Raw genomic sequence first — 16,448 nt, 5'->3', positions numbered from 1 at the left:
TAACTCCCATTATGAAATATAGTTTTAGAAAAGGCGACGATCAAATCGAAAGCAAGTCGAACGATAATTACCTGCTCAGTGTACATCATATTTACTATGGGCAAAAGTCTAACTGCCATAAGGCGTGCGCTTTTGACTTAAATTCTAGTCAACCTCATTTTTGCCACTAGAATTTAAACATCATTTAATGACAGGATACTAACCTTAGCTCGATGAATTATGTACAGATATCTAGCCTTATATTTAGTCAAGTGGGCAAATCTGTTATGATAGACCCACAGTATTACTCCCTTTTGTTTCCTTTATTTGACGATATAGAGCGCTTTGACACTATGACTGATTCGATTAGAGAATTGACCATCCTTCAGCCAGATGACTGGCATATTCATTTGCGTGACGATCTCGCTTTGAGCACGACCGTACCTCATGCAGCAAGCAGCTTTAACCGTGTCATCTGTATGCCTAACCTCGTACCTCCAGTCAAAAATGCACAAGAGGCTATTGCCTATCGCGCACGTATCATGGAGCAATTAGCAGCAAGTGATTTAAGTCTTGAGCGCAAGTCAGCTTTTGATCCACGTATGACTCTATATTTAACGGATAACACCACTGCCCAAGATATTGAGTTGGCAGCGGAGTCAGGTATCGTACAAGCTGTCAAACTCTATCCCGCTGGAGCAACTACCAACTCCGCAGATGGCGTCACTAATATCAACGCTTGTGTCGATGTGTTTGAAGCATTAGAAAAGCACAACTTACCACTACTGATACATGGCGAAGTCACCCAAGACCACGTAGATATTTTTGATCGCGAAAAGCGTTTCTTAGACGAAGTATTGGCACAAATTATCGTAAAATTCCCTACATTGAAAATAGTAGTAGAGCACATCACTACCAGCGATGCGGCAGATTTTGTATTGTCACAAGGTAACCATGTTGCCGCGACTATTACGCCGCAGCACTTGATGTTTAACCGCAATCATCTCTTGGTTGGTGGCATCAAACCGCATTTTTATTGCCTACCTATCTTAAAGCGTGAGAGCCACCAAAAAGTGTTATTAGATGTAGCTACTAGTGGTAATCCAAAGTTCTTCTTGGGTACTGACTCTGCGCCCCATGCGACAGACAAAAAAGAAGCCGCTTGTGGCTGCGCGGGTTGCTATAGTGCAGCCACGGCGCTGCCTTTATATGCGACCGCCTTTGATAATGTTGGAAAAATAGATAAGTTAGAGGGCTTTGCGAGTCGTTTTGGTGCTCAGTTCTACGGTCTACCTCTAAATGACAGCACCATCACGCTTGTTAACACGCCTATGCAAGTACCGACTGACTATCCTTATTTTGATGGTGCATCATTGACGCCCTTGATGGCAGGTGAGACGCTACCTTGGTCAATTAAGGCTTAATGCCCGCAAAGCTGAGCATTCAAAAGAGACCTATTATTTTATCCTATGATATTAATGATACCTTTGTAGTAGATTTCTTTGTACTAAAGGTGCAGTTAGTATCATAGGATGCTTATTTCTTATTCAATATATTAGTACGACTGATAAAAGTGATTTAACTTTATATGACCAATCAAAACATAGCGACCTTGCCTGACGAAGACTTATCAAACCCTAAATCTGCTAGTCTCGATGCGACTCTAAGCACTTCCGCTGAAGATGCAGCTTTAGCGACAGATGATGAGCAAGCGCCTATGGCCTTAAAAGACCGCTTTCGTAAGTTCTTGCCTGTCGTCGTCGACGTGGAAACAGCAGGCTTCAATGCCCAGACCGATGCCCTATTAGAAATTGCCTGTATTCCTGTCTTACTGAATGAGCAAGGTGTATTTTATCCAGGTGAAGCTTTCAACGCTCATATCGAGCCTTTTGAAGGCGCAAACTTAGAGCCAAGTGCGCTTGCCTTTACCGGCATTGACCCTAAAAACCCAATGCGCAAAGCCATTGCTGAAGATGAAAAAACAGCCTTACGCCGCATTTTTAAAGGGTTAAAAGACGTACGCCGTGACGAAGAATGCCGTCAATGTGTCTTAATTGGACACAATGCCCATTTTGACTTGGCTTTTTTAAATGCAGCCGTGCTACGAACCAATAGCAAAAACCACAATCCATTTCATAACTTTTCAGTATTCGATACCGTAACCTTATCAGCATTAGCCTTTGGTCAAACCGTCCTAGCACGCGCTTGTAAAGCAGCAGGGTTAGAGTTTGATGGTAAGAATGCTCACTCAGCTCTGTATGACACTCAAAAGACTGCTGAGCTATTTTGCCATATACTAAATAACTACCCTATGTTGGCCAATGCGCTGCATAATGAAGAGGCTAAAGAAGAGCCAGCTGATAGCGACAGTCAATAAGTCACATATCCTATATTGCCAATCATACATAATAGTGCTATTTGTAATACTTGATGACTTTGACATCTTGATTTGGCAATCAATAGGGATATGATTGATATCATAATAAATAGACGGAACTATTTTAGTGATTACAGATGTGGTTGTTTTATTCGATATGAATAACTGTCTGATGATAAAATATCACTCTTCAGCGATACAGTTATATCCTATAGATGGTTTAAGTTGCTCACACTGTCTTGATAGCAAGCACTATCAAGATTAATAGGAGGGACTTTATTATGGATCCACAGCTCAAGTTATGGGGCACCATTCTCGGCTATATGCTGCTCGCATTGACGATTAGCGCCTGTACTTCTTTATGGATTCGCTATCATTTAAAGCGAAATGACCTACATCCTCGTCGCGCAATTAAAAAAAGATATTTAATTTTAAAAAGACGTAGAAAAAGGCTTGACAGGAAGCGCCGTCGCTATTAAAATATGCACCACTTCAGCATAAATGGTGAAAGCAGTTGAAGTGTTGTTACTAGTCCCCATCGTCTAGAGGCCTAGGACACCGCCCTTTCACGGCGGTAACGGGGGTTCGAATCCCCCTGGGGACGCCACTATTTGGCGTCACTTGTTAGCACTATTGCTTAGCATTAGATTAGACTAACAAGCGTACCACCAAAAACCCGGTTCATAATTTATTATGAACCGGGTTTTTTTATGTCTCTCATTAAGAGCTAATTTATTCTTTTAAATGAAAAAGCCAGAATTCAATAGATGCTGGCTTTTTTTATTTGACTATCTTATTACTTATAAATATAGCTAGGCTCAATGGGAACTTTATTCATATCTATCGATTACAGCAGTAACCATAGCAACGTAGCCACTATCATCAATCCCAATATCGTCTGGATTAAAAAGAACGCCTGATGCTGCCCTACAACCTTACTTAAAGTGACCCCTAGCGTACTATATTTGACAGGAGGCGTATCAACGTTACCTGTTCTCGTTTGCTCTTCATAGTAGCCTTGCAACACGTCTAAGAACTTCTGCCACTCCTTAGAATCCCACTCATACGGCTTAAATGGCATTAACTTTTTAAGCTCAGGCTCTTTAGTCATCCAACGCTCAAGGGTAATCGAACGTAATGACCAACTGGCAAAACGACGTTTGGTAATTTCAGAAAAATCTAAAATCTTTAACTCTTTATGTCGATCATCTACCAACAAACGATTTTTTAGGTTGGTTAGTGCCTGCTCTGATCCTTCGACGCACTGTAAAAAGTAGCCATTGCCATAGCAAAGAATACCGGTGACATTATCTATTTGATTGCGTTCAACCGCGGTCTCTGAGATATCATTAAGCGTGCTAGGACTTGAAAGACCAGTAGAGGTAATCCGGCTTATATATACAAGCTGGCAGAGATCTGTCGTTACTGGGTTTGTTGAATCGTTGATTGTTGACAATCAGCTTCTCCCTATTATCAGGTAAATGTCGCTAAAACAATCATACTAACTTCAGAAAAAATATAGAGACAACATAACTAAGCGTAATGAATCGGTCTGATATATTATTGATTTTATAAGTTTTTTATATTAATTGTATTAAGTTAGTTACATCATAGGTTAGTTTGGTCATTAAAGCAACCTATTACTGGACATAGGCCCGCTCAGACACAAAAAACATATGTAATAACCATATTATATTCCAAAGTAGATTATATATATTCTTGGTATAGGCTTTAGTAATAGTTGATTTTTGGATTCATTAATTTTTAAGAATAGTACAGAAAATTTTAACGAGGATATAGTGAGTATGGAATCCCTAATAATTATCATGGCTACTATTAAGTATAAAAGGAGTAAAACTGATGCTCGTTAGCGGAAGCAGAGTTGCAGCTAAGACTGAAGTGCCATAATCGCTGTTAACAGTACCGCATCATCAGGATAGGTCAGTTTTATATTCTGGCGACTACCAGAGACTAAGCGTATTGGTAAATCTAGTTGTTCAAAAGCATTGGCTTCATCTGTGATGCTTAGCTGATGTTCAAACACATGATTTAGGACTTTTTTTAATTGACCTAAGCGGAATACTTGCGGGGTCTGTGCTTGCCACATATTGCTACGATCAATGGTAGATTTGGTGTAAGAATATGGACGACTCTCTTCTGTATTTGTAGCTTGCTGATAGGAAGCTTTTAACGTATCGGCCACTGGTGTCGCTAGAATAGCGCCGTAAGGCTCCAGCATCGCTGCTTCAATCACTTGATCGATATCTACATTCGGTACAGCGGGACGTGCTGCATCGTGAATAAGCACCAAATCCGAATCATCAGCACCTGTCTGACTAATCGCTTCAACACCTGCCTGTACTGACTGCCAACGCTCTGCTCCGCCGACTGCATAGCGTACAGGAAGTGCAAACTCTAATTGTTGAGCCGTGCTGTCATCGGCTGATATGACCAAGATACACCTATCGATGTAATCGCTACAAGCAAGTCGTGCCACGCTATGCTGCAATAGCGTCTGACCTTCTAGCATTGTATATTGCTTGGCGATAGATGCACCAAAACGGCTGCCGCGACCAGCTGCGACGATCATGGCATGTATATTAGGGGTTGTATTCATAGTAGTGTACTCATGGTTTGAGCCCATGACAGTATATGTAGAGAGGAATAAATCAGATGTTAAGTATGATGAATGGTGTCAGATAACAACACTATGATGCTGCATCATGAAAATTAATTCATGTCGTAAAAATTAGTGTATTCGTGAAAGCTAGTGTATTTATAAAGCTAATAGTTGCTGTGCGTGGTTGGTGCGGTGGATACTTGGACAAAAGTCTCATTGGGTTTGATTAAACCTAAATCTAAGCGAGCATGCTCTTCTACAGCCTCAAGTCCCGTTTTTAAATCTTGAACATCGGTGCGTAGTAAGTTGTTTGCTGCAACTTGATTGTCATTCAAACGTTGTTGCTCTTCGATTTGAGCTGTCAACTTATTGTGTTCAAAACGGCCATTTTCACCCAACCAATACTGATATTGCAATCCTAAAAGCACTGCAACGGCTAAAGCAAGTAGTATAAATTGGCTAAAATATTTCATAAGGTGATAACGCCAAACGGTATAAAAGAGGATAGCAAAATTTAAGCTGATTAGGCGATATACAAATGATTATATATCGCCTAAGTATTGACTTCAGCTGATGAGTCTAGGCTTTTCAACGTATGTTACGCTAAAAGCCAGTCAGACTCTTAGCCACGTAGACCGATAAACTCTTCACGGCCACGATAGCTTGCACGTACTTGCTGCTCGATACGTAGCAATTGGTTGTACTTCGCTACGCGGTCTGAACGGCATAGTGAACCAGTCTTGATCTGGCCTGCCGCTGTACCAACTGCCAAGTCTGCGATGGTGCTGTCTTCAGTTTCACCTGAACGATGTGAAATGATGGTTGCATAGCCATTTTTCTTAGCCATATAAATCGCATCTAGCGTTTCTGACAAGGTGCCAATTTGGTTAAATTTAATCAAAATAGCATTGGCAATATGCTTATCAATACCTTCTTGCAAGATTGCAGGATTAGTTACAAACAAGTCATCACCAACCAATTGGACTTTATCACCAATCTGCTCGGTCAGATATTTCCAGCCATCCCAATCCGACTCATCAAGACCATCTTCGATAGAGATAATAGGATACTGACGTGCCAGCCCAACTAGGTAGTCTGAGAACCCTTGGCTATCAAAGGCTTTATTACCTTCGCCTGCCAAAACGTATTGACCATTTTTGTAAAATTCACTAGCTGCACAATCTAGCGCAAGATGGATATCTTCACCAGCTTTGTAGCCAACTTGCTCAATCGCCTGCATGATAACCGTGATAGCTTCTTCGTTGCTACGTAGGTTCGGTGCAAAACCACCTTCATCACCAACGGCAGTATTTAAACCTTGAGATTTCAATACTGACTTTAAGCTATGGAAAATCTCTGTACCAGCACGTAGCGCTTCTGAGAAGCTTGTGAAGCCTACAGGCTCAATCATAAACTCTTGGATATCAACCGTGTTGTCCGCGTGCTCGCCACCGTTCAAGATGTTCATCATCGGCACAGGCATGGTCAACGACGTTTGATTACGTAGATTGGCGATATATTGATGTAATGGCAGATTCTGTGACTTAGCTGCGGCTTTCGCAGTCGCAAGTGACACAGCTAGCATGGCATTGGCGCCCAAGCTTTCTTTGTTTTCTGTACCATCTAGTGCAATCATGGCATCATCAATGGCCTGTTGCTCAGTCACATCTTTGTCAATCAAGGCGCTGCGGATTTGACTGTTGACATTAGAAACGGCTTTTTTGACGCCTTTACCCATAAAGCGGGTTTTGTCGCCATCACGTAGCTCAAGCGCTTCACGTGAGCCTGTTGATGCGCCACTTGGAGCAGCAGCACGGCCGACAGTACCGTCAGCTAAGATAACATCAGCTTCGATAGTTGGATTGCCGCGCGAGTCTAAAATTTCACGAGCGCGAATGTCTTTAATTGCGGTGACGTTGTTGGTTTCTTCAGCGTACATAATGTCTGTTAATTCCTTTGGTCATGCCAAGTTTGTGAGATAAATAACGGCAGCTAGCATACAAAAAAGATAAAGCAAAATATCATATAGCGCATAACCCTAAAAACCCTTTATACCTTTCTATCGTATGGCTATAGTTGCCTAGCAATTAGAGGCGTATCAAGCAGATTAATAGTCGGCTATAGTGCTTGGCATCATAGCATATATTTTACCAAACTTCCCTTATCTTACACCGACTTGCCGTCATAAAAACAATTCTAGATATACAGATATGCGATGGCTATCTGTTTTATATTTATAAAAGCTTAAAGCAAATATGATAGCTACTATTTCGCTATGCGTTCTTTATCCGTATGAGAGGTTGATACCGTATTATCTAGCTCAACCTCTGTCTTAAACCGTGTCAATCGTAGTGCATTCATGAGTACTGAGATGGAGCTAAGCGCCATAGCAGCGGCGGCAATCATTGGATTCAAAAACCCAAATGCGGCAAGCGGAATACCAAGACAGTTATAAATAAAGGCAAAAAATAGATTTTGTTTAATATTGCGTAGCGTTGCTTGAGCGATTTTTTGTGCCGCATCGATATGCATGAGCGACTCACCCATTAGACGTGCAGAGGCACTATGCTGAGCGACATCAGTCCCCTCAAACATCGCAAAACTGGCATCGGCAGTAGCCATCGCTGGCGCATCGTTGACGCCGTCTCCTGCCATCGCCACCTTATGACCAGCAGTTTGCAATAGTGCAATTTGACTGGCCTTGTCACGCGGGCTCATCTTGCCATAAGCCTTATCAATACCCAACTGCCCTGCTACATGATCGACAACGGACTGCTTATCACCACTCATCAAGATCACATTGATACCCGCATCTTGTAGTGCATTGATTGCTTGCGGCGTATCTGCCTTTAAATCATCAGCTAAGGCAAACGCGCCTAATGGCTCATCATTAATACTAATCGCAACGGTACTGGCAATTTGCCATACTTTTGGCATAAATCTTGGCAACGTCAAGTTCGCAAACTCTGCCGTACCCACTTTTATTAATCCAAGCCCTTCGATACTTGCTTGTATACCAGCACCTTTTGTCACACTGATGTCAGTCACATTAAATAGAGACAGTTGACGTTCTTTAGCCGTATTGACGAGAGCAGTTGCTAGTGGATGACTGGCATGCGCCTCGACACTGGCGGCAATCTGCAATACATCGTCCACAGCAAGCGATTTATCAACCATGACATGATCGACGATAGTAGGTTTACCAATAGTTAATGTACCTGTTTTATCGAGTACTACCGTATCTATATTACCTGCTGCCTCAAGACTTTGCGCATCTTTGAACCAAACACCATGACGCGCGGCAACGCCCATACCAGCCATGATCGCCGCTGGCGTGGCCAAACCAAGCGCACAAGGACAAGCAATAACCAATACCGATACCGCGTGCATTAGTGCAGTATCAACCATACCTGTTAGCCACCATGTGACTCCAAAGGTGATCAATGCAATCGTTACTACTATAGGAACAAAAATAGCCGTTACTCGATCCGCGAGACGCGCTAGATTGGCTTTTGAGCCTTGTGCATCACTCAACGCTTGTACCATATCGCCGAGTTTCGTATCACTGCCTTTCGCACTGACACGATACAATAGACTGCCATTCTCTACCAAGGCACCTGCCAGCAATCCATCGCCTTGTTCTTTTTTGAGAGCTACCGACTCGCCAGTTAAATGACTCTCTACGCACCAACCGCTGCCTTCTATGACGGTACCATCTGTAGCGACGCGGCTGCCTTGTTTTGCACGTAGGACGTCATCTACTTGCACATCAGATAACGCAATATTATGAAATTCACCATTTGGCTGTTGCTGCTCTACTTCATCAGGTGTCAATGACAATAATAAATCAATACTGTTTAGGCTGTGCTTCTTGGTACGTTCCTCAAGATATTTACCTGTACGTACAAAGGCAATGACCATCACCCCTGCTTCAAAATATACGGCTGGGCTGTTACTAGCACCGTGTCCACCCAAATGCCCACTTTGCAATAGGCTGTTTAAAGTACCATCGCCGTGCGTGAGCCATAGATAAGTCGAATATGCCCATATCGTCACTGTACCAATGACTACCAACACATCCATATTGGCAAGGCCGCCCTTTATAGATGCCCATGCGCTCTTATAAAATGGTAACGCTAAACCAAACTGTACTACAGTCGCTAAAATAAACTGAATCCAAATGGGCGGCATCCACGCCATCCCAGCACCCACCAACATGCCTGCCATACCCACCAAAAATGGCACCAAACACAACCATAAACCAATCAATCGCCATGGATATTGGGTGGCTGTGTCTTCATCTGTTTTTGCAAATAAACTGTCGCTGGCCTGTAGATTGGCAACAAAACCCGTCTTGTTTACCCATTCTGTGACCTGTTCTGGCGTCGTCTGGGTCGGATCATAATCAACATTGGCAGTCTCGCCAGCAAAACTCACACTTACCTCGTACACCGAAGGCTTTTTGTTAAGTACTTTCTCGATTCTCGAGGCGCAGGCCTGACAAGTCATGCCATCAATCGCCAATTGCAAATGCGCGCGTTGCGGTGTCAGTGGCGTGTTGGACTCAACATCAGTTTCGACATCATAAGACTCATCTTTGGTAGTACGGGTGGTATCGTTCATAAATAAAACTCGTCATGGTGCCTATAAATTTGTAGGAATCACGATAAAATATCAGTGGGTGGGCAAAAAATTCAAATAAAGCAATTGGGTTATATTGTATTCAGTATGAGTATTTTAGACAAAGTAGCAATGTAGCAAAATATTGAGGCTGAATACTCATAATCGTTAATCATTAAAAAACCAGCTATCATGCTTGTAATAACATGTTAGCTGGTTCTGTAAATAAGTGATGAGATTTATGAGTTAGCAACTGTCGCCTCAAATCCGGCATCATCAATAGCTGAAGCAATAGCCTCTGCACTGGTTTTGCTATCATCAAAGGTTATCGTCGCTAGGTTATCAGCGAGGTCAACAGTAATAGTCTCTAATCCATCAATATCGGCTGTTGCCGTATGTACGCTTGCTACGCATCCGCCACAAGTCATACCGTCAATTTTAATAATACGTGTTTGATCTGCCATATTGGGCTCCTTATTTTTATTAGTAACAGGCAACTCTAATAGTGATTTTATTGATACTTACTTTGATATTTTTTAAGTTATCAAAGTAAGAGCAACTATCAAAGCTACATTAAATAAGCATAAGCCCTATTATCCTCGACAACAAGACTGTTTGGTTGTTGCTTTATTAACGAGATGCTATTAACGAGATGCTATTAACGAGACAGTAACTTATTAATAAAAACGTAAAAGAGCGCATCAACAAATTTATAGCAATAGCTATTTGTAATTATAAATCGTTATGGTGCGGGTTCTGTGGTGAATCAATCGGAAATGGCTGAGTCACGTAGTCCACCATACTAATCGCTGCTGTTAAGGCATGGATACTAGTATCTGTATCATCATAGCTTACCGTTGCGACATTATGCTTAGGATCCAAATTAATAGCCGTCACGCCTGAGATGTTTTTAAGCACAGTCATTACGCTATCTAAGCCTTCTTCATCGTCAATATTTTCGATGCTTACTTGCGCCATCTGAATTGCCATTGTATAGCCCTCTTATTACGTACCGTATCAATGAGTATCCAATACCTCAAAACCTTTGACCAAATCATCAATTTGCTTAAGCTGACGTAAGAAAGGTTCTAGTTGACTCATACGCAGCGCACATGGACCATCACATTTTGCAGTTTCTGGGTTTGGATGCGCTTCTAAAAACAACCCTGCCAACCCTGTAGCCATACCTGCACGGGCAAGCGTCGTAATCTGCTCACGACGTCCACCAGCACTATCACTACGTGCACCTGGCTGTTGTAGACTATGCGTCACGTCAAAGAATACCGGTATATCCATCTGCTTCATGGTATCAAAACCAAGCATATCCACGACCAGATTATTATAGCCAAAGGCACTACCACGCTCACAAAGTATCAATTTATCATTACCGCCCTCTAGGCACTTATTGACGATATGACGCATCTCGTGAGGGGCCAAAAACTGTGCCTTTTTGATATTAATAATGGCATCTGTTTTTGCCATCGCATGCACTAGATCCGTCTGACGTGACAAAAATGCAGGTAACTGAATAATGTCAGCCACTTCAGCGACTGGTGCTGCTTGATGTGGTTCATGCACATCAGTGATAATCGGTACTTGGAACTTTTCTTTGATCTGACCTAGCCAATCGATACCCTGCTCTAAACCGGGCCCACGATACGAATGCAAACTTGAGCGGTTGGCTTTATCAAAGCTCGCTTTAAAAACATAGCCGATACCCAAGCGCTGGCAAATATCAACATACTGCTCAGCAATCTCAAATGCCAATTCTTTAGACTCTAAAACATTCATACCACCGAACAATACAAAAGGCTGGTCGTTACCAATATTAATCGTATCGTTATTAGGAGTGTTGAGCGTGATATGTGATTGTGCGGTCAATAAATTTTCCATGAAGCCACTACCTCTTATTTTGTTATTAATATCTCTATCCCATATTGTAACCGATAGGCTAATTAAAAAAAGTATGCAAGCGTAATTAGAGATTATTAATGAGGATATTGACTGTTTAATAATGTCCAGCAGCTTGGATTAAGCAAAAAAAAGACCAATCCGAAGATCAGTCTTTTTTATAATAAACGCTTTCAATATACATTACATTTTGAGAGCTATTTTGCTTCGCTATGGTTCTTAGCCGCTTTTACAAAGCTGTTAAACAATGGATGACCACCACGTGGTGAGCTAGTAAATTCAGGATGGAACTGTACAGCAACAAACCATGGATGCTCAGAAATCTCAACCGATTCTACTAAATGCTGCTTGGCAGAATAACCAGATATGGTCATACCTGCTTGCTCTAATGGCTCGATATAGCGATTATTCATCTCATAGCGATGGCGATGACGCTCAGTGATATTACTCGCACCGTAAATTTGGCTTAGCTTACTACCAGAAACCAGCTCTGCTTGCTGTGCGCCTAGACGCATCGTGCCACCAAGGTCTGAATCATCACTACGAATCTGTAGCTCGCCGCGCTCATCTAACCACTCAGTGATCAGACCAATGATAGGCTCAGCTGTCTTACGATCAAATTCAGAAGAGTTGGCGTTAATGTTAAGTACGTTACGTGCATACTCAATCACAGCCAACTGCATACCAAGACAAATGCCTAAATACGGAACATTGTTTTCACGAGCATAAGTGATGGCTTTTATCTTACCCATCGTACCGCGCTCACCGAAACCGCCTGGTACTAAGATAGCATCAGCATCGTTTAGCTGCGCAAGTAAAGTATCATCATCTTCTAAACGTTCAGCATCAATGTAGTCAATCTTCACGTCTACTTTATGAGTGATACCTGCATGTAGCAATGCTTCGTTAATAGACTTATAAGCATCTGGCAATTCAACATATTTACCTACCATTGCGACCGTCACTGTCGCTTCAGGATTGAGCTGGGCTTCGACCACTTTATCCCAATCGCTTAAATCCGCTTCTGGTACATCAAGACCAAAGCGCTCACAGATTAAATCATCAAGATCTTGCTCATGCAAGGTACGCGGTATTTGATAAATACTTTGCGCATCTTCACACATGATGACTGCGCGCTCTTCGACGTTGGTAAATAACGCAATCTTGCGGCGATTGTCTTGTGAGATATGGTGGTCAGAGCGGCAGATTAAGATATCTGGCTGCAGACCGATAGAACGTAGCTCTTTTACTGAATGCTGAGTAGGCTTGGTTTTGGTTTCGCCCGCGCTGGCAATATAAGGCACCAGCGTTAAATGCATCAGCATGGCGCGATTGCGTCCAAGCTCTACTTGCATTTGGCGTACCGCTTCCATAAAAGGAAGTGACTCGATATCACCGACCGTACCGCCAATCTCGATAATGGCGATATCATAGCCTTCGCCACTGGCAAGAATTTTACTTTTGATTTCATCAGTGATATGCGGAATCACCTGTACCGTACCACCCAAATATTCACCGCGGCGCTCTTTATTCAAAACGTTTTGATAGATGCGACCACTGGTAAAGTTATTACTTTTACTCATCTTAGAATGACGTAAAAAACGCTCGTAATAACCCAAATCTAAATCCGTCTCAGCGCCATCTTCGGTGACGAACACTTCGCCATGCTGGAACGGACTCATCGTACCTGGATCGACGTTAATATACGGATCCATTTTGGTCATCGTCACGCTCACGCCACGTGCTTCAAGGACTGCGGCAAGAGAGGCTGCGGTAATACCTTTTCCTAGTGAGGACACTACCCCACCGGTCACAAATATAAACTTGGTCATAGTACTCTGTCGGTAATTGGTAAAGAAGGATTTTACTAAAAATACGCTACAAAATATAGGGCAAAAGCGCAAACTCTTTAAAACACTCAGTTTTTAACGCTTAATTGTCATAAGTGCGTAATCATCGTAAATACGTAGCTATTATAACCCACTGCGGCTTTAAAAAGGTCACAACAAAAAAACTCACCCCGAAGGATGAGTTTTTTATAATACGTTTTCTAATGTTTAGATTAGAATTTGTATTCAATACCCGTACCTACAATCAAGTCATCTTTGTTATTGTCACGGCTGATTTGCCCTGCATAAATATGACCCGTGGTCGCTTTATTGAATGCATATTCTCCACCAACTGCGATTTCATTTACATCAGCATCTTTTACGCCTTTTTCGTCAGTGGTATTAACATACTGTGCTTTAACTGCCCAAGGTGTTGCACCAACTTTATATTTACCACTAATTAGCCAAGATTTTTCATCTTCACTGGCTTTGTTAACGCGGTTGTTGTTAACGATGCTATAATTATCGTAGTATTGGCTTTGTTGGTATAGAGCACCTAAAGTTAAGCCCGAAACCATATTCATTTTGCCCATATCTAAACCAGCAACCAAACGCCACGTATTATCAATCACGCCAGTATTTACATTGTTAGCACCCATGTCTTTGTCATAAGCACCGGCTAGATAAACACCATTTTTGTCATAGGCTAATAAAGCAGAATAACCGTTATCTTTTACTTTTCTATCACGATAGACTGCAGGCTTCGCACCAGATGCTGCGGAAACGAGAATATCACCGTCGGCATCAGTTTCTGATAATGCGGTAGCTGCCATAAAACTCACTGGCATACCGACAATAACAGGTGATTGATAGGCCACCATATTGTTAGCACGGTATTCACCTGAAACACCCGCATTTTTAATATCAAATAAGCTATCATTAAACACGTCAACTTTGTTTTGTGCAAGTTTCAATGGGGTATCATGGCGTCCCGCTAGTACAGTACCTAAAGTGTTGTGGGCTAAGCCTACATAAGTATTACGTGATCTAAACTGTTGGCTATCGTCATCAACATCAATACCATATTCCAATTGATAGACTAATTTAGTGGTATCAGTAAGATCATCTTCACCTTTAAAACCGATACGTGATTGATTAGAGTTAAGTTTAAATGTATCTTCATCTGTCTTGTTAGCTGCATCGTAGTCTGTACTAACATAATCTAAGGTTAAAAATGCTTTACCATATACAGTTGGCGCAGCATGGGCAGCAGAAACTGAAAGTGCAGCGACGGCTGTGGCTAAAAGTAATTTTTTCAAAGGATATCTCCACTTTACGATTTGAGTGATAAATGGTCTAAGATCATTAGATATATAATGGCAAGGTCCTATACCTTCGAAACCATATATATAGCGAGCCATAAGAACTGCTTAGACATAACTTTACCAAGCAAATATTACAGTAAGATGAAAAAACCAAAGTTTACACAAATGTTATTATTAATTTTACGGATTCTGTTATTTAAGACACGCTGTTGTTCAAGACACAGTATTGATTACAAAACAAAAAAACCCACCCCGAAGGATGAGTTTTTTATTTAGATTCTAATGGTTAGATTAGAATAAGTACTCTAGACCGCCACCGATAGCGAGTACATCAATATCACCACGTAAGTTGATTCCATTAAAATTGCCGTCTTCGTCTATCGAACCAAAACGACCATTGTTTAATTCCGCTGAATTTAGACCAGCATAGGCATGAGCGATCATATTATTTTTAAACGCATATTTGCCACCTACAACGACTTGATTTGAGTCATTATTCTCAAGACCACTGATATTGTCGGTTTTGTCATACTGAATATAAACAGAGGCTGGACGGGCAAAATTCGAAAGACCCATTTCAGCACTCACCACTAAACCGTCCTCTGTTGCAGTAGTAGTACCGGCATAGTCAGCTTCTTGATATAGAACGCCTAACTTTACAGGAGCTGCGATATATTTACCTAAATCGACGCTAGCACTGCCACGGATAATATCACCACTAACACTCATGTCTTGCTCATAAGCAATACCAGCGGTAATGCCTGTACCTGGATCAAACATCAATGAGGCACCATAGCCTGCGTCACGATCACTCTCAGATATAAAGTCTTCATCAGCACCATACATCAGCGCAAGCGCTAATGGTAGGTCATTGTATTTAGGCGCTTTCCAAACGATTGAATTATTGATACGGTTACCAACGGTCGGGGTCAAAATATTAGCAAAGCTGTTGTCGTTCAGAGTACTAGAGCCAAGATTATCCCAATAACCTTCATTAACTGATACGTTATTGATATAGTCAATGACTGTGTAGTTACGACCAAAGCGGAATTCACCGAAGTCTTTATTTTTTAAACCTAAATAAGTATCACGACTTTTGAAGCCAATGTTATCGCTACCACTATCATCAACTTTAACGCCGTACTCTAATTGGTAAATTACGTCAGTGTTGGCCGTTATCGCTTCAGAGCCTCTGAAGCCTAAACGTGAAAGATTAGAATTAACTTGTAATGAACCGTTGTCTTCATTAATTCTGTTATTATTATCCATATTCTGACCATCAATTTCAGCATTAACGTAATCAGTAGTAACGAATACTTTACCATAGACAGTTGGAGCGGCATTGGCTGCAGAAACAGATAGAGCAGCAACGGCTGTAGCTAAAAGTAGTTTTTTCATGGGGGTATCTCCACTTTACAATTTTAGTAATGAGCGAGCTATTATTAGCCGGTGCCCAAAATGGTATCGTCACAAATCCTCAAAGATATAATGTGTAACTGGCTACCGAGATTAGTCAGAAACAAGTGTGGCGAATTTCTATTACAGTAAGGTAAAAAACCATGACACACATGACTGGGATTAAACAACGCAACTGCCATGTAACGTTTGGTCTTTATTGCTCCGTGCGTAACATCCGTTACCAAACTCATACTTCGAATACAAGCATAACAACTTTGACATAATTTGCAACATATTTTTTTGCTTTTTCGATACACGCGTTATCGAATAACAGATACTTTCTTATATTTGAACGATTGTGAAAAAACTTCTATTTACTCAATCAGATA

Annotated in this window: 14 protein-coding genes and 1 tRNA gene; 4 read left to right on the top strand and 11 right to left on the bottom strand. The window is 41.6% G+C overall.

What is annotated here, in order from left to right; all coding sequences use genetic code 11:
• The first annotated feature begins 332 nt into the window (after window positions 1-332).
• The 4 genes from pyrC to CXF61_RS09995 all read left to right on the top strand — a co-directional run bounded on the left by pyrC (window position 333) and on the right by CXF61_RS09995 (window position 2,963).
• On the top strand, window positions 333-1,403 hold the full coding sequence (pyrC, locus tag CXF61_RS10010) for a dihydroorotase (protein WP_165598103.1): 1,071 nt from the start codon (window positions 333-335) through the stop codon (window positions 1,401-1,403).
• Between the two features lie 293 nt (window positions 1,404-1,696).
• Entirely contained in the window at window positions 1,697-2,356 is a 660-nt protein-coding gene (rnt, locus tag CXF61_RS10005) for a ribonuclease T (protein WP_165598117.1), read from the top strand.
• A 281-nt stretch (window positions 2,357-2,637) separates the two neighbouring features.
• Window positions 2,638-2,835, top strand: coding sequence for a hypothetical protein (locus CXF61_RS10000; protein ID WP_134292217.1), 198 nt, complete (start codon window positions 2,638-2,640; stop codon window positions 2,833-2,835).
• 52 nt (window positions 2,836-2,887) lie between these two features.
• A tRNA-Glu gene (locus tag CXF61_RS09995) sits at window positions 2,888-2,963 on the top strand.
• Window positions 2,964-3,203: 240 nt separating this feature from the next.
• Here CXF61_RS09995 and CXF61_RS09990 read toward each other — a convergent pair.
• The 11 genes from CXF61_RS09990 to CXF61_RS09940 form a co-directional block, all read right to left on the bottom strand.
• On the bottom strand, window positions 3,204-3,812 hold the full coding sequence (locus CXF61_RS09990; RefSeq protein ID WP_165598102.1) for a BLUF domain-containing protein: 609 nt from the start codon (window positions 3,810-3,812) through the stop codon (window positions 3,204-3,206).
• A 432-nt stretch (window positions 3,813-4,244) separates the two neighbouring features.
• Window positions 4,245-4,973: a 2-C-methyl-D-erythritol 4-phosphate cytidylyltransferase gene (gene ispD, locus CXF61_RS09985; RefSeq protein ID WP_227526660.1), complete on the bottom strand. Its 729-nt coding sequence runs from the start codon at window positions 4,971-4,973 to the stop codon at window positions 4,245-4,247.
• Between the two features lie 167 nt (window positions 4,974-5,140).
• Window positions 5,141-5,449, bottom strand: coding sequence for an FtsB family cell division protein (locus tag CXF61_RS09980; RefSeq protein ID WP_057761172.1), 309 nt, complete (start codon window positions 5,447-5,449; stop codon window positions 5,141-5,143).
• A 149-nt stretch (window positions 5,450-5,598) separates the two neighbouring features.
• Complete coding sequence (gene eno / locus CXF61_RS09975; RefSeq protein WP_057761174.1) at window positions 5,599-6,915, bottom strand: phosphopyruvate hydratase; 1,317 nt, start codon at window positions 6,913-6,915, stop codon at window positions 5,599-5,601.
• Between the two features lie 326 nt (window positions 6,916-7,241).
• Window positions 7,242-9,599, bottom strand: a complete 2,358-nt coding sequence (locus tag CXF61_RS09970) for a heavy metal translocating P-type ATPase (RefSeq protein WP_165598100.1) — start codon at window positions 9,597-9,599, stop codon at window positions 7,242-7,244.
• A 236-nt stretch (window positions 9,600-9,835) separates the two neighbouring features.
• The gene (locus CXF61_RS09965) at window positions 9,836-10,060 is read right to left on the bottom strand and encodes a heavy-metal-associated domain-containing protein (protein ID WP_057761178.1); all 225 of its coding nucleotides are present in this window, start codon (window positions 10,058-10,060) and stop codon (window positions 9,836-9,838) included.
• Window positions 10,061-10,328: 268 nt separating this feature from the next.
• Window positions 10,329-10,586, bottom strand: a complete 258-nt coding sequence (locus CXF61_RS09960) for a heavy-metal-associated domain-containing protein (protein ID WP_165598099.1) — start codon at window positions 10,584-10,586, stop codon at window positions 10,329-10,331.
• 27 nt (window positions 10,587-10,613) lie between these two features.
• Window positions 10,614-11,489, bottom strand: coding sequence for a 3-deoxy-8-phosphooctulonate synthase (kdsA, locus tag CXF61_RS09955; protein WP_165598098.1), 876 nt, complete (start codon window positions 11,487-11,489; stop codon window positions 10,614-10,616).
• 215 nt (window positions 11,490-11,704) lie between these two features.
• The gene (locus CXF61_RS09950) at window positions 11,705-13,339 is read right to left on the bottom strand and encodes a CTP synthase (protein ID WP_165598097.1); all 1,635 of its coding nucleotides are present in this window, start codon (window positions 13,337-13,339) and stop codon (window positions 11,705-11,707) included.
• A 230-nt stretch (window positions 13,340-13,569) separates the two neighbouring features.
• Window positions 13,570-14,655, bottom strand: coding sequence for a porin (locus tag CXF61_RS09945; protein WP_025651346.1), 1,086 nt, complete (start codon window positions 14,653-14,655; stop codon window positions 13,570-13,572).
• A gap of 297 nt (window positions 14,656-14,952) precedes the next feature.
• Window positions 14,953-16,059: a porin gene (locus CXF61_RS09940; protein ID WP_165598096.1), complete on the bottom strand. Its 1,107-nt coding sequence runs from the start codon at window positions 16,057-16,059 to the stop codon at window positions 14,953-14,955.
• Window positions 16,060-16,448: the final 389 nt, after the last annotated feature.

The sequence above is a fragment of the Psychrobacter sp. 4Dc genome, assembly GCF_002836715.1.
Lineage (GTDB): Bacteria > Pseudomonadota > Gammaproteobacteria > Pseudomonadales > Moraxellaceae > Psychrobacter.
Note: the sequence above shows the minus strand (reverse complement) of the source record. Positions and strands in the feature narration are given on the sequence as shown.

Excerpts from the sequence above, each read along its gene's own strand:
- CXF61_RS09980 (WP_057761172.1), bottom strand. The coding sequence starts at position 5,449 with ATGAAATATTTTAGCCAATTTATACTACTTGCTTTAGCCGTTGCAGTG.
- kdsA (WP_165598098.1), bottom strand. The coding sequence starts at position 11,489 with ATGGAAAATTTATTGACCGCACAATCACATATCACGCTCAACACTCCT.
- CXF61_RS09950 (WP_165598097.1), bottom strand. The coding sequence starts at position 13,339 with ATGACCAAGTTTATATTTGTGACCGGTGGGGTAGTGTCCTCACTAGGA.
- eno (WP_057761174.1), bottom strand. The coding sequence starts at position 6,915 with ATGTACGCTGAAGAAACCAACAACGTCACCGCAATTAAAGACATTCGC.
- CXF61_RS09960 (WP_165598099.1), bottom strand. The coding sequence starts at position 10,586 with ATGGCAATTCAGATGGCGCAAGTAAGCATCGAAAATATTGACGATGAA.
- ispD (WP_227526660.1), bottom strand. The coding sequence starts at position 4,973 with ATGAATACAACCCCTAATATACATGCCATGATCGTCGCAGCTGGTCGC.
- CXF61_RS09970 (WP_165598100.1), bottom strand. The coding sequence starts at position 9,599 with ATGAACGATACCACCCGTACTACCAAAGATGAGTCTTATGATGTCGAA.
- rnt (WP_165598117.1), top strand. The coding sequence starts at position 1,697 with ATGGCCTTAAAAGACCGCTTTCGTAAGTTCTTGCCTGTCGTCGTCGAC.
- pyrC (WP_165598103.1), top strand. The coding sequence starts at position 333 with ATGACTGATTCGATTAGAGAATTGACCATCCTTCAGCCAGATGACTGG.
- CXF61_RS09940 (WP_165598096.1), bottom strand. The coding sequence starts at position 16,059 with ATGAAAAAACTACTTTTAGCTACAGCCGTTGCTGCTCTATCTGTTTCT.
- CXF61_RS10000 (WP_134292217.1), top strand. The coding sequence starts at position 2,638 with ATGGATCCACAGCTCAAGTTATGGGGCACCATTCTCGGCTATATGCTG.
- CXF61_RS09965 (WP_057761178.1), bottom strand. The coding sequence starts at position 10,060 with ATGGCAGATCAAACACGTATTATTAAAATTGACGGTATGACTTGTGGC.